We start from the raw sequence: 12,512 nt of genomic DNA, 5'->3' as shown, positions 1-12,512 counted from the left end.
GACCGGGCTGTGGGGACTGGTTGGGCTTGCAGGGCTTTTCGGGCTGGCCGGACTAGCGCGGCGGCGCACCGAGCCCAACATCGGAGCAGGAACCGTCGGGCCGAGTACTCCCGGCCAAACACCAACGGTTTAACCTTCGCCTGACCCTAGCGGCGATGCAGTTCTTCCGGCACTTCCAGGGCGCTAAATAGACGCTGCTGGGCCGGTGCGGCGCGGACTCCATCAACGATCCGCCTTCCGGATGTTGCGGCCTGAGGTCACGGCGAGGACCGCGAAATAGCTTGTGCCGCTGCGATCAGACTCGCGCGAGAACATCGGCCAACTGGTCGGGATGCGAAAGCTGCATCATGTGGTCAACTGGCAATCGAAGGACATGATCGGCGTTCACTGCCCACGCCTCCTGAGCAGCCACCGAAGCGTCGGTCTCGCGGGCAGCAATCACGTAGGTGGTCGGATGTGTGCGAACCGGTGCAGTGCTCGTGGCCGCGAAGGACGAATCGGACTGCAGCGCAAAGCGCCCGAGCACCTCGTGAGCGCGGTCGCGATCCAGGTCTGGGCAGAACGACTGCCAGGCGAACTCGAAATCTCTAGTGATTTCGAACGCACCGTCATTCCGCTGAGTGAACACGGGGGGCAACACATCCCCCATCAAATTCAATGCCGACTGGCCGCGCTCAGGCCACATCGCTGTGAGGTACACGGTGTGCCGCACTTTCAGGTGGTCGGCTAACTCGGTGACAACCATTCCGCTATAGGAGTGGCCCACCAGTACGACGGGCTTCTCGATCGCGTCAAGCATCTGTCGCACGCAACCTACGTCGGCCGCCAGGTCGCCGAGCGTCGCTGGGTCGCTGCCAACGCTCGGCAAGTGATCCACAACATGTACGCCGTGCGAGCCAGTTTCCAACCGCTTCACAACGTCATCCCATACCCAACCGACGCAAAGCCCGCCGTGTACTAGCAAGTACTCGCCCATGGCGAAATTGTGCAGTTACCATGGCTACGCGGTCCCGCGTTTCGCCAAAGGCCACGCCATCCCAAGTGTGCGATCCAAACGCTTACTGGCTGGGGTGGCCGCGTGAACTCGCGCCTGCCCGCCCGCTGCCCACCAGCTGGGTGCTCCACCCCCTGGAGCTTGTCACCGACAAATTGTTAGTCCGTAAAAGTCATTGGCAGCAATGGTTTTCGTGTATTTGGGCTGGTCATGCGTTGTGCGGCAATGGGTTTCGGGGAGAGCGTCGACCGTCAATTAGATCCAGGCCGAGCTCCGGCTTCCGGATCAAGATCAGAAATTCGTGGACTCCCTGTCGACTACCGCTGCACGCGATTCTCTACACGCCGCGAGCCCGAGCGCAAGCCGGCTAGCGATCTATTACAAGAAGTGCGCCGACGCCCACCCCGACGGCCGCTGCGACATTCCCGAGGATGACCCGGCCTACCGACTAGGCCTGGATAAGGACCACAACGGCATCGCCTGCGAGTCCCGCAAGGCATAAGACGCAACGCTGGTGTGCTGCACAACATATGGTCGGGCGATGGCACCCCAGCGCATCCGGTTGTTGCGGCGTGGTGGCTGGCGCAAGCCGCCCGGCGCCGTGGTGGTCACGCGGCGCGGCCGTTGGAAAACCCGTTCGACTACCGCGACCTTGAGGACGGCCGTGCCGAAGCGGTCGCGCGGTTCGCGGGCTGGATCGTCAACCCGGCCTCGGCGCCGATCCGCGGCGGCACGACCACTTAGGTTTGAGCTGTAAAACTCTTGCCTGATCGGATTGCAGTCGGCGGCGACAGCGCGGGGGGGCACGCTTGCCGCTGTTGTATCGAGGCTGGCACGCGACGACGGTGGTCTACTACCCGCGCTGCAGTGGTTGGCCTATCCTCTGACCGCTGCCGGCGCCAAGACGCCTTCGCGTGCGCTGTTCGCGGACGGATTCCTGCTCACAGAACACGATTTGAACTGGTTCAACGACGAATACTTAGATGGATCGGACGTTGCCCTAACCGATCGGCGCGTGTCCCCGCTGCTGGCCCCGAACCTGGCCGGCCTGCCGCCGGCCGTGCTCATCACAGCCGGGTTCGATCCGCTGCGTGATGAGGACACCGAGTATGCGGACGCGCTGCGGTCAGCAGGTGTGGCGGTCGATGTGCGGAAAATGCCATCGCTGATTCACGCATTTCTGAATCTCGGCTCGCTTGGGGTAGCCACAGAGTAAGCCATCAGCGAGTCCATCGCTGCCCTGCATGGCCATCTGAAATACAAATGATCCGGGCCGTGCGGGCATGTCGCGCCAGCGTCTGGCCCGTCCTTGGTGCAGATCGAACTTCGTGTCGGGCGGCCGCACCGCCATCGTCCCGGGGACTGGTGGCGTGATGACTCCACATCCGGGATCCCGGCGATCGTGATTGTCGCTCGCCCGCAAGGTCTTTGCCAACGCATTCCATGGCTACGCGCTCGGGCATTCCCGACGTGAGCGGCGCCGCGATCCGGAAGCGCATCGGCGACGATCACTGGAGACGCCAACGGCACACTTGCCCGCGCCGGATCACCGGACGCAATTGTCTACCGGGCGCAACGGGTCCTCGACCCGTCCGACGGCATCGAGTGGGCAGGAGCGGGTCTCGCGCATCGCTAGCTGGGCGATGAGGCTGACCCCAGCCATCACCATGAGGTAGATGCCCACATAGGCGACTCCGTGGGTGGTGGTCAGCCACGTCGCGATGAACGGTGCCACTGAAGCACCGAGGATGCTCGCAATATTGAAGGAAATTCCCGACCCTGTGTAGCGCACGTTGGTCGGAAACAACTCCGGCAGCACAGCGCTTATGGGGCCATAGGCGAAACCCGTCAGCGTCATCCCGATGATGAGGAACAGCAGCACCGTCGCCGATGACGCATGATCGGCGGCCAGCAGGGGACTGAACAGGGCGCCGTAGACAATGATGCCGACGCTGGTCACTAGGAGGGTCGGCCGTCGGCCGAAACGGTCGACCAGCCAGCCCGCGACCGGCAGCATGGCCGCGAAGAACAGCACGGCGATCAGCTGCATCCGCAGGAAGTTCATGTATCCCATGCCTAGTCCGGCGCCTTTCGGCCGGCGGGCGCCAGTGCCGTAACTCAGCACCCAAGTTGTCACGATATAGAACAGCGAATAGGCGCCGACGATCGCGAAGGTGCCGGTGATCAGCTGGCGCCAGCTCGTACGCACCACTTGCGCCAGAGGCGCTTTGACGCGCTCACCGCGCTCGATGGCCCGCGTGAATACCGGAGTCTCCACTAGCCGCAGCCGCACATACAATCCGATCACCACCATCACCGAACTGAGCAGGAACGGAACGCGCCAGCCCCAGGTGTAGAACGAGTTGTTCTGCGGGGTTTGCGGCGAGCCGTCGCCGAGCACCGTGAGCAGCACCAGGAAGACCGCGTTCGCCAGCAGGAAACCCAATGGCGCCCCTACCTGTGGCCACATCGCGGCCCAGCCCCTCCGGCCGGGGCGCGCTGATTCAATGGCCAGCAGGGCGGCCCCACTCCATTCGCCGCCTAGGGCCAGGCCCTGGCAGAACCGCATAACGGCCAGCAGGGCCGCGGCAATCAACCCGACCCTGTCGTACGTGGGCAGCAGTCCAATTAAGAAGGTGGCGATGCCCATGGTGAGGAGGGACACGATCAACGTGGCCTTACGACCAATTCGATCCCCGAAGTGACCGAAGAGAATTGACCCGACGGGACGCGCAACGAACGCCAGCCCGAAAGTCGCCAGTGATGCCAGCAGCGCTGTAGTCGGGTTGCCCCGGGGGAAAAACAACTGCGGAAACACAGACACTGCCGCTGTGGCGTAGACATAGAAGTCATAGAACTCGATGGTGGTACCCGCCATGGACGCCACCGCGACGCGGCCCCACGCGACGTCGACGACGATCCCCTCAGTTGTGCCCATATGTCTGGTTCACTCCTCGACTAGCGTCCATCGGTCCCTACGCAACGCGCATTTATATCGATGGCGGGCCGCATCGCTCCGCACCCGGGTATGAACGGAAACAGCACCGATCCGTCCGGGGTTGACCGTCGCGACGAACCCAAGCTTGGCGCTGTCGACGATGGCGCGTATGTCATTGTCGATGAGCGTCATTCACTGCTTTCTGTTAGGGGCGCGGGACTGGCGCAGGTGGTCGATGCCGACGACATCACTGCCCGGTGGGCAGAGAGCGACACGTTATTGTACGCGGGCCAAATAGTTTCCTTACTCCCGTGGACGATGGCCTCCGGTCCCTTGAGCCCGCAGCCCGCTGAGACGGCCGCGACAGTTACAGTGTTCGAAATGGCTCCAAAACTGGCGACAGCCGAGCGGGTCGATCGAGCCGCGATGCTTGAATTCATCCGACCACGGCACAAGATGGTGTTGACCACCTTCCGCTCGGACGGGTCGCTGCAGAGTTCACCGGTCACCGGTGGTGTCGACGGGCAGGGCCGGCTTGTGGTGTCGAGCTATCCGCAACGCGCGAAATGTGTGAATATCCGCCGGAACCCGGCGGTCAGTGTGCTCGTCTTGTCTAACGACTTCAACGGAGCGTATGTGCAAGTCGATGGAAACGCTGAGATCGTTGACCTGCCTGACGCGGTTGAATTTCTCGTCGATTACTATCGGGTGATCGCTGGCGAGCACCCCGACTGGGGACAATACCGGCGCGCCATGGTCGAACAAGGCAAGTGCTTGATCCGAATCACACCGCTCCGCTGGGGTCCGATGGCCACAGGCGGCTTCCCGCCAAGGTAATGGTTGGTCGCGGCTGCTTGGTGGACGTGGCCTTTCGCTCGTCACCGTCCACTCGCTCCGCAAGCGACGTCCTTAGACATTGCGAGGCAACGGGAAACAGGTTGGCGCGTCGACCCCGCTAGTGACGACAGTGGTCCCTCGACATGCTGACCTGACAAGGAACGCTTGATCCCGTCGCATTCGGCATGGCGGAGGCCAGAAACCGAAACCTCCTGGGTTAGCCGTCTCGGTCGGCAGGCCTATGCCTCGGCAGCGCGAAGTACAACCTTACCGCTCTTGCCGCGCCGGGCAGTTCGAGCGAAGGACGGCCCTTGCGAGTGTCGCTGGAACTGTTGCAGGACGCCGCTTTTGACGTTCAGAGTTTAGTGACGCGCAAGGTGTCGCAGCGTATCGCCCGCGCGCAGGCCGCGCATTGGGTGAACCGCACCGGCAGCAGCCAGCCATACGGCCTCAGCACCGGCATGTCCTGAGCGGCGGCATACGCGAGTTCAAGGCGCTTGTCAGCTGCTGGTTCTTCGGACGACATTCTCGGCAATCCGCTGAGGCTGGGTTGGCAACTGCATGTTCGCCAACATTACGGGCTTCCGAGCCGGCGGCACTACAGGAACTGGCCGGGCGGCCATCAGCGCGCGGTGTTCGTAGTCTGCGCGGGTTGCCAGCGCCTGGTGGCGGCGACATCGACTAGCGGCCAGAGGCACGGCCGCGGCGCCGACCGCCAGCGCATTCGCAGGCGAGTTGACGCAGCGGTCCGCCGTGCCGGCTTACGTCTAACCTCGGGTGCATGGAGTTCGAACAGAAGTACGTAGCCGCCCCTATTCAGCGCCGTTGCCGGCGCGACTGACATCGGCTACCTACGACTGACTGATGCCCAACTCCAAGCGTTTCTGTACGTTCTCGCGTGGTACATGGGCGGAAAGCAGGAGGCAGTAGATGGCTTTGTTGTTGGCGCGCCCGACACAGATGCCGGCAACCTCACCGTCTACTGGATAAGGGGCGAATCCATCGGGTCTCTGACCCTGGAAGGCAGTGACGTTGGAAACGCCGAACTACCTCCGATTAGCGGCTGGCTGCGTTCGGCACGAGAAGTCGAGCAGGTGAAACTTAGTGCCGTCGTCAAAATGGACAGCTTCACACAAGTGCCGGATGTTCGGCCTGTTGTGCTCGTCTGCTTCCGCGGCGAGCGGCCCATTGAAATTTCGGCCGACCGGCCGAATGAGCGTGCCCGTAAACAGGCGAAAGATTTCATCGCCCGCCTTCGAGCAGTTATCGGCGGCCAGCCCTCATAGGCTCCGTGGGGGACCAGTGGTCGGCGGGCCGGTGACGCGGCCGTGGTAGCTGCAGCGGTGGCGGCCATTTCCGCACCTGCGCCATCAGCTTCCGGTGCTCCCAGGCGGCCCGCGCGGCCAACGCCCCGCGGCGCTGCTGGCGGCGCACGGCCGCGTACACGGCCCCGCCGGCCCCGACAACGGCGAGTAGCCACGGGTGCGCGACCGCCATCGCGAGCACGACGATGGCCAGGGTGACGGCGGCGGCCAGGTGTCGATCCGGCCAGCTGCCACGCGCGCAACGGGATTCGAGCCGGCACGCGTGCGCGGTCACAGCCCCACGTCGCGGGCCTCGGCTGCGAGTGTCAGGAGATCGCCGGCGTTCTTTACCCCCGACCGCCGGAAAGCACAGACCGCCCCGCCAACGCCGTGCCTGCGCACCATCTCGTCGGTCAGCATCCACATCGGTGGGCACCCGTTTGCCCGCCAACGCCGCTCGGCCGCTGCATCCTCCCAAGGGCTGCTCCACTCCCAAGGCTGCATATCGTTCCCCTACGTTCTCTGTTGGTCACCACTCGCTCGAATGGTGCAGGACCGCAACAGGGTCGCAACGCTTTCCGGGTCTTTGGTGTGCATGCCCGCCGTACACCGCCGCTTGCCGCCGACGGGAATCGGGTATTTGGCACGAATTTGGCACGTGGCCGGGCCGGTAATTCAAAACACGGCTTTGAGCTGGTGCGCGATACTGGGATTGAACCAGTGACCTCTTCCGTGTCAGGGAAGCGCTCTCCCGCTGAGCTAATCGCGCCGGGGAAACCAAAAGCTTGGAGGTGGAGACGGGAATCGAACCCGTGTGCACGGCTTTGCAGGCCGTTGCCTCACCACTCGGCCACTCCACCGTTGGGGTCCACGCCACTAGCACCTTCGAGCGGATGACGGGATTCGAACCCGCGACCCTCACCTTGGCAAGGTGATGCGCTACCAACTGCGCTACATCCGCGCGCCTCGGACGAGATCGTCGCCCGGTGCGAAGCACGACGATAGTCCACGTGAGCGGGCACATACAAATTTCTTGGTACGAGCCGTGTCTAGGCTAGCGCGTCGTACCCGCCAACGGATGTGGCCGGTATTGTCGAGGGCTGGCGCATGCTAGTCTTCGACGTCGTTCGCCATCTCGGCGCCGGTCCCGTGGCTCAGTGGGAGAGCGTCCGCTTCACACGCGGAAGGTCGCTGGTTCGATCCCAGCCGGGACCACATATTAAATCCGCAGGCAGGGCTCGCCAGGCCCTTAATCCTGCAGCCGCAAGACTTCGCTCAGCGGTCGGCGTGGCGTAGGCCTCGGGTGTTCGCCGCCCGCCGGCGCCACACCCACCCGGATCAGAAGCTGCGGCCGTCTGCCTTCTTCCAGCAGTCCTGCAATCATCTCCCGGGTAACTTCGAGTTCGGTGACGTGGGTGACCGGGCAGGTGGCCAACTTCACCACCGTGCATTCGACCAACACAGTCGAGAGCGCTTCGCCGGACAGCAACGCGGCCAGGCGAGTGTCGTCATCGGTGGATAGCACCAGAATTGTCGACCGGTCTTCAGGAACTTCGGTGCGCCGTTCGCGGCGATGCGTCATCGGAAACATCCGCCCGACGTCGACCCGCTCACTTTCGGCCGGCGTCACCTGGGAACTGTACGGAACACCTTCTGTGGTCTCGAATGGCGTTGTCCACCAGTGAAGTTCATCATGGTAGGCGTTGTCGTAGAGCCGCAACGATTCGGCCATCCGCGACGCCCGGGCCAGCCTGTGGCGCACTTCGTCGGCCAGCACGTCCAGATGCACGGCATCGTTGTCGATGGCACTGTGCAGCGACCGCTGCAACGCTTCGGAGTTCATCGGCGCAATAAACGGCAATCGGTCGGTTCGGCGTTCCCAGATCGCGCTGGCGCTTCGACGTTCACCGTCGGTAACGGTTTCCGCCGGGATGAACTCAACGGACGCCAGATGGTACGGGTCCTTCGGATCGGGGAAGCGGGAAAATTCGGGCTCGCCACTCCGCCGCGGCGAGCGCCAGTCGTAGGTGATCGAGCGCAGCGCCGCAGCCGATCAGCGCCTCCCGGCCGGAGCGGTCGGAAACCATCTCCCGGCCTACATCGAGAAACAGCTCCAGCCGGCCGCCGGCGGCCACCCACTGCCAGGGTTGGCTGTTGTGCAGTGACGGCGCCCGGCATGCCGACCGCACTGCGTCCTTGATGAGTTCGGTATCCACCGTGGCGGCTGGCATGTCGACCTCAATCCCTTGCCTGCCATTGAGCATCCCACTTTCGAGCCTCTTGCGGGACGAGCATCCATATTGCGAAGGCCGCGTGCGTGGTAGCACCCCTTGCCTAATCGCATCGGCTGGGCCAGCATGAGCTGCATGAGTAAGGTAACCCTAACTACCGAGCTGCCGATCCCGGTCGAGACGGCGTCCGCGCTGGCGCGCAAACCCGAGCTGATGCGGCATGTTCTGAGTCCGGTGCTGCGGGTTTACCGGCTCGACGTCCCCGAACGGATCGAGGTCGGCACTCAGGGTTCGGCGCGGTTCTGGTGGTTCGGCTTCATCCCGTCCTGGACTCATCACCTCACCATCGAGCGGCTCGAGCCACACGAGATCTATACCAACGAGCACGGCGGACCCGTGCACACCTGGAATCACCGCCTGACGTTCGAACCCATCGACGAACACAGCTGCCGCTACACCGACGAGATTGAAACCGACGACGGCCTGCATGGGCTGCTGACCCGCGCCTTCGTCCGGGTGATGTTTCGCCACCGGCATCGGCGATGGCGCAAACTCGCCCAGATCCTGCACTGAAAGGACGGTGACCCATGGTCGGCAACCAAGAGGGCGTCGGCATGCTGAAACTCGAATGCCCACAGAGCCATCCCGTCGGACGGATCCTCAAAGACGCCCCGCACCAGGCGGTGCAGTTCGACCCGGGAGCTCAGGTTGGGCCGCGCCGGTTCTGGCCCGACGAGGACGAGCAGCCGAATTTCACGACGCAGTGCCGGTTCTGCGACAAGCCGGTCGGTGACGCTACGTCCGCCTTACAGGCCAAGCTCGCCACGGTGATCGCCGACTCGTCTGCGACCGTCGAGACGGCCACGCTGCCTTACCTGTAGGCGCCCGGCCGGCCGGATACCGTAAGCGCTACAGTAGCGGCGTTGCGGCGCGACGTATCCGGCGACGCCGACCCGAGAGGAGTCCCGTGGCGCAGATACTGCAGAGCACCCCCCGTCCACCGGAGGGCGATTGGCTGGGCACCCCATACCTGCGCTTCGAGCGCCAGGGACCGATCGCGGTGTGCACCATCGACCGGCCCGACGCGCGCAACGCCCTGAGTCCGGCGATGTACTTCGGAATCCGTTATGCGATAGGGCGTCTCAACGAAGACCCCGATTTGGCCGGGCTGGTGCTCACCGGAACCGGTGACGTCTTCGCCCCCGGCGGCGACATGGGCGGCGGGGGAGGCGAGGACAACTGGATCACCTTCGGCTCCGCGCTGGGCATGGACGTCACCCCGTTCGACGCGGTGCGCACCTCGCGCAAGCCCATCGTCTCCGCGGTCAACGGGCTGTGCCAGGGCGGCGGATTCCAGATCGCCCTGTGCAGTGACCTGTCGGTGGTGAGCGATCGGGCGACCTTCCGGGTGCCCGAGTTGTTCCGCGGCTACGCCGACACCTACTACAGCCAGATGCTCACCCGCGTCATCGGGCCGGTGCGCACCCGCGACCTCATGTTCACCGGCCGGGTGCTTACCGCGGTGGAAGCCCTCGACTGGGGTCTGGTCACCCGGGTGGTTCCGCATGAGGGTCTGCTGGACGCGGCGAAAGACATACTGGCGCAATGCTGTCGGACCGCGCCACGCGCCCGCGGCGTCATCAAGTCCAGCATCGACAACTACCTCGGCCTCTATGACCGCATCGGTATGACGTCCAGCCTGTCCGACGCCGAGGCCATCGAAGGCTTCCGCTCGTTCAAGGAACGCCGCTCACCCGACTGGGTACACCCGGATCTGCGCGTCGAGGGACGCCTGTAGCCGCCCGCTAGGTGAAGTCGATCCACTCGCCGTGGGGAGCAAGCTTCAGTACGTTGCTGATGCCGGCCTGATCGAACGCCGCGACGAATTCGTCGACGCCCTCGCTGAAGTGGGCCCAGCCGTCGACGTGGGCGGGGATCACGGCCGTGGCGCCCAGCAACTCGGCGGCGGCCGCCGCGCGCGCCGCGGTCAATGTCAACGGCCGCCCGCGCTCCTTGCTGGGCACACTCGCCGCCCCGGCGAACAGCACGGCGATGTCGATCTGGCCGACGCGATCGGCGACGTCCTTGACCGCGGCCATCGAGGCGTTGTCCCCGCTGAGATACACCGTCGGCAGCCCGGTCCCGGACAGCACGAAGCCGGTCACCTCGCAGTTGACGTGGCCGCCGGCGTCGCGCTGGCCGTCGGCCGGTCCGTGAACGGCCGGAACCGCTTGTACCGCAAGTGATCCGGTTCCGCCGGACAGCTGGTGAGACTGCCATGGTGCCAACCCGACCGCCGGCGGGCCTAACCGGCCGGCGGCACCGGGATGGGTGAGAATCAGCGGCGCGGCCAGCGCCATCCGGCGGCCGTCGTCGTCGAAATTGTCGGGATGCTGGTCGTGGCTGACCAACACCACGTCCAGCGGCCCCAGCGCCTCGGCGCTCACCGCGGGACCGGTGAGCTTGGTCAGGTAGGCATGCGCTCCCGGTGGATCGAAGCTCGGGTCCATAACGATCCGGCGCCCCGCTATGTCGACGACCGTCGTCGGCCCGCCCAGCACACTGATCGCGCAACCGCGTCGCTGGGCATCCACCTGAATGCTCATATTCCCCTTGCCCGCTCCCGCCAAAAAGGCTCCCGCAGCTGAGTTTTCAAGATCTTCCCGCTGGCGTTGCGGGGGAGTTCCGGTACGAAATCCACGGTGCGCGGACATTTGAAGCCGGCCAGATGCTGGCGGCAGAAGTCGATGATGTCGGCGGGATCGGCCTCGCCGTCGGCAACCACGATCGCCTTGACCGATTCGCCCCAGAAATCGTCGGGCACCCCGATCACCGCGGCGTCCTCGACGGCAGGATGTTCGATGAGCACGCTTTCCACCTCGGGGCCGTACACGTTTTCACCGCCGGTGATGATCATGTCCTTGATGCGGTCTTCGATGTAGACGTAGCCCTCGGCGTCCAGGCGCCCAACGTCACCGGTGCGCACCCAATCGTCGGCGGTGATCGTCTCGGCCGTCGCGTCCGGGCGATTGAGGTAGCCGGTCATGTTCTGGTTGCTGCGCACCCACACCTCCCCGGATTCGCCTTCCGTCAACTGGTTTCCGGTCTCGGGATCGACGATGCGAATCTCGCAGCCCAGCACCGCTTTTCCGGCGGCCAGTTGCAATTCGGGGCGTGCGGAATCACGGTGATCGTCGTCGGACAGAGCGGTGACCGCCCCGCACAGTTCCGTCTGCCCGTACACCTGCACGAATTTCGTGTCGGGCCAGGTGGAAAGCGCTCGATGCAACAAGGGCAACGGCATCGGTGCCGCGCCGTACACGATGTAGCGCAAGCCGGCGATGGCGGCGCTGGCCGCCTGGCCCGCATCCAGGAACCGGGCGATCACCGGTGGCACGAAGAACGCGTGCGTGGCCCCGGCGCGCACCGCGCCGATCAGCGTTGCGGCGTCAGGCTCGCGTGTCATGAAAGTCGGTGCGCCGGAACGGATTCCAAATAGCGCGTATCCGATTCCGCCGACGTGGAACAATGGCATGGCGACCAGATTCGCGTCCCCGTCGGCGAAGGGAAACGCCGGAGCCAGGTTCGACGCGTGGTTAACCAGCGCACGCTGGCTGAGCAACACGCCCTTGGGCCGGCCGGTGGTGCCGGAGCTGTAGATCACCAACGCGGTCTCGTTCTCGCCGACGCTCGGGTCGGGCTGGGCCGGTGGGGCTGCGGCGAGCAACGATTCGTACTCCTCGCCGATCTCGATGATGCGTTCCAGGCCCGGGACCCGCTCGGCGGCCGCTGTGGCGGCCGCACGCAGTTCGGCGCCGACCAACAGCATGCGGGCACCGCTGTCGGCCAGGACGTGGACCAGTTCGTCGCCGATCACCCGCCAGTTGACCACGGTGGTGACGGCGCCGATGGATGCCCCGGCGATGAGCACTTCGAGGCAGGCCGGGTGATTCTTGTCCAGAAACGCCACGCACTGGCCGCGCTCGATCCCGGCGGCCCGCAGCGCTCCGGCGGTGCGACGAATCCGCGAGTTCCAGTCGGCCCAGGACCACTGGCGCTCGCCGTAGTGGATCGCGGTCGCGTCGGGCCGCTGCTGCGCATGTCGTGCGACGATTCCGGCGAGCGTCTCCGCCGTGCTGGTCGTCGTGTCGGCTGGTGGCATGTACCCCTCCGGCTTCGGTTTGTTCCACTCTGTACTACGCGGCCGG

General features: G+C 64.8%; 13 protein-coding genes, 4 tRNA genes and 1 pseudogene. 10 read left to right on the top strand and 8 right to left on the bottom strand.

Features of this window, described 5'->3' with window-relative positions; translation table 11 throughout:
- Positions 1-295: 295 nt before the first annotated feature.
- Positions 296-976: an alpha/beta fold hydrolase gene (locus A5625_RS06745; RefSeq protein ID WP_066990568.1), complete on the bottom strand. Its 681-nt coding sequence runs from the start codon at positions 974-976 to the stop codon at positions 296-298.
- Between the two features lie 319 nt (positions 977-1,295).
- Between A5625_RS06745 and A5625_RS28185 the strand changes: the two genes are divergently transcribed.
- From A5625_RS28185 to A5625_RS06735, 3 genes are read left to right on the top strand one after another with little or no spacing between them, the layout of a single operon-like run.
- On the top strand, positions 1,296-1,496 hold the full coding sequence (locus A5625_RS28185) for an excalibur calcium-binding domain-containing protein (RefSeq protein WP_156747999.1): 201 nt from the start codon (positions 1,296-1,298) through the stop codon (positions 1,494-1,496).
- A gap of 14 nt (positions 1,497-1,510) precedes the next feature.
- Positions 1,511-1,738: a hypothetical protein gene (locus tag A5625_RS06740; RefSeq protein WP_066990566.1), complete on the top strand. Its 228-nt coding sequence runs from the start codon at positions 1,511-1,513 to the stop codon at positions 1,736-1,738.
- A 31-nt stretch (positions 1,739-1,769) separates the two neighbouring features.
- Positions 1,770-2,210, top strand: coding sequence for an alpha/beta hydrolase fold domain-containing protein (locus tag A5625_RS06735; protein ID WP_232003478.1), 441 nt, complete (start codon positions 1,770-1,772; stop codon positions 2,208-2,210).
- Between the two features lie 330 nt (positions 2,211-2,540).
- Here A5625_RS06735 and A5625_RS06730 read toward each other — a convergent pair whose 3' ends face one another.
- Entirely contained in the window at positions 2,541-3,932 is a 1,392-nt protein-coding gene (locus tag A5625_RS06730) for an MFS transporter (protein ID WP_066990559.1), read from the bottom strand.
- A 381-nt stretch (positions 3,933-4,313) separates the two neighbouring features.
- Between A5625_RS06730 and A5625_RS06725 the strand changes: the two genes are divergently transcribed.
- The 3 genes from A5625_RS06725 (at position 4,314) to A5625_RS28995 (ending at position 6,055) form a co-directional block, all read left to right on the top strand.
- Positions 4,314-4,769: a PPOX class F420-dependent oxidoreductase gene (locus A5625_RS06725; RefSeq protein ID WP_066990579.1), complete on the top strand. Its 456-nt coding sequence runs from the start codon at positions 4,314-4,316 to the stop codon at positions 4,767-4,769.
- Positions 4,770-5,086: 317 nt separating this feature from the next.
- Entirely contained in the window at positions 5,087-5,239 is a 153-nt protein-coding gene (locus A5625_RS28180) for a phage major capsid protein (protein WP_232003476.1), read from the top strand.
- Between the two features lie 435 nt (positions 5,240-5,674).
- The gene (locus tag A5625_RS28995) at positions 5,675-6,055 is read left to right on the top strand and encodes a hypothetical protein (RefSeq protein WP_156747997.1); all 381 of its coding nucleotides are present in this window, start codon (positions 5,675-5,677) and stop codon (positions 6,053-6,055) included.
- Between the two features lie 712 nt (positions 6,056-6,767).
- Here the strand turns inward: A5625_RS28995 and A5625_RS06715 are convergent.
- From A5625_RS06715 to A5625_RS06705, 3 genes are all read right to left on the bottom strand, one after another.
- A tRNA-Val gene (locus tag A5625_RS06715) sits at positions 6,768-6,842 on the bottom strand.
- A gap of 17 nt (positions 6,843-6,859) precedes the next feature.
- Positions 6,860-6,933: transfer RNA gene (locus tag A5625_RS06710), tRNA-Cys, on the bottom strand.
- A 28-nt stretch (positions 6,934-6,961) separates the two neighbouring features.
- Positions 6,962-7,034: transfer RNA gene (locus A5625_RS06705), tRNA-Gly, on the bottom strand.
- 182 nt (positions 7,035-7,216) lie between these two features.
- Here A5625_RS06705 and A5625_RS06700 point away from each other — a divergent pair.
- Positions 7,217-7,288, top strand: a tRNA-Val gene (locus A5625_RS06700).
- Between the two features lie 34 nt (positions 7,289-7,322).
- On the opposite strand, the pseudogene A5625_RS06695 reads toward A5625_RS06700, so the two are convergent.
- Positions 7,323-8,304 (bottom strand): annotated as a pseudogene (locus A5625_RS06695) (NAD(P)H nitroreductase).
- Between the two features lie 126 nt (positions 8,305-8,430).
- Here A5625_RS06695 and A5625_RS06690 point away from each other — a divergent pair.
- The 3 genes from A5625_RS06690 to A5625_RS06680 all read left to right on the top strand — a co-directional run bounded on the left by A5625_RS06690 (position 8,431) and on the right by A5625_RS06680 (position 10,102).
- Entirely contained in the window at positions 8,431-8,877 is a 447-nt protein-coding gene (locus A5625_RS06690) for a hypothetical protein (RefSeq protein ID WP_066990551.1), read from the top strand.
- Positions 8,878-8,891: 14 nt separating this feature from the next.
- The gene (locus A5625_RS06685; RefSeq protein WP_066990549.1) at positions 8,892-9,185 is read left to right on the top strand and encodes a hypothetical protein; all 294 of its coding nucleotides are present in this window, start codon (positions 8,892-8,894) and stop codon (positions 9,183-9,185) included.
- A 95-nt stretch (positions 9,186-9,280) separates the two neighbouring features.
- Positions 9,281-10,102, top strand: coding sequence for an enoyl-CoA hydratase/isomerase family protein (locus A5625_RS06680; protein ID WP_197515994.1), 822 nt, complete (start codon positions 9,281-9,283; stop codon positions 10,100-10,102).
- Between the two features lie 7 nt (positions 10,103-10,109).
- On the opposite strand, the gene A5625_RS06675 is transcribed toward A5625_RS06680, so the two are convergent.
- Both A5625_RS06675 and A5625_RS06670 read right to left on the bottom strand, forming a co-directional pair.
- The gene (locus tag A5625_RS06675; RefSeq protein WP_066990577.1) at positions 10,110-10,898 is read right to left on the bottom strand and encodes an MBL fold metallo-hydrolase; all 789 of its coding nucleotides are present in this window, start codon (positions 10,896-10,898) and stop codon (positions 10,110-10,112) included.
- Positions 10,899-10,906: 8 nt separating this feature from the next.
- The gene (locus tag A5625_RS06670; RefSeq protein ID WP_066990537.1) at positions 10,907-12,466 is read right to left on the bottom strand and encodes a long-chain-fatty-acid--CoA ligase; all 1,560 of its coding nucleotides are present in this window, start codon (positions 12,464-12,466) and stop codon (positions 10,907-10,909) included.
- Positions 12,467-12,512 lie beyond the last annotated feature (46 nt).

Source organism: Mycobacterium sp. 1465703.0 (assembly GCF_001672975.1).
Taxonomy (GTDB): domain Bacteria; phylum Actinomycetota; class Actinomycetes; order Mycobacteriales; family Mycobacteriaceae; genus Mycobacterium.
The sequence above is the reverse complement of the archived record's forward strand: the minus strand, read 5'-3'. Positions and strand labels throughout refer to the sequence as shown.

Excerpts from the sequence above, each read along its gene's own strand:
- A5625_RS06745 (WP_066990568.1), bottom strand. The coding sequence starts at position 976 with ATGGGCGAGTACTTGCTAGTACACGGCGGGCTTTGCGTCGGTTGGGTA.
- A5625_RS06730 (WP_066990559.1), bottom strand. The coding sequence starts at position 3,932 with ATGGGCACAACTGAGGGGATCGTCGTCGACGTCGCGTGGGGCCGCGTC.
- A5625_RS06725 (WP_066990579.1), top strand. The coding sequence starts at position 4,314 with ATGGCTCCAAAACTGGCGACAGCCGAGCGGGTCGATCGAGCCGCGATG.
- A5625_RS28995 (WP_156747997.1), top strand. The coding sequence starts at position 5,675 with ATGGGCGGAAAGCAGGAGGCAGTAGATGGCTTTGTTGTTGGCGCGCCC.
- A5625_RS06690 (WP_066990551.1), top strand. The coding sequence starts at position 8,431 with ATGAGCTGCATGAGTAAGGTAACCCTAACTACCGAGCTGCCGATCCCG.
- A5625_RS06685 (WP_066990549.1), top strand. The coding sequence starts at position 8,892 with ATGGTCGGCAACCAAGAGGGCGTCGGCATGCTGAAACTCGAATGCCCA.
- A5625_RS06670 (WP_066990537.1), bottom strand. The coding sequence starts at position 12,466 with ATGCCACCAGCCGACACGACGACCAGCACGGCGGAGACGCTCGCCGGA.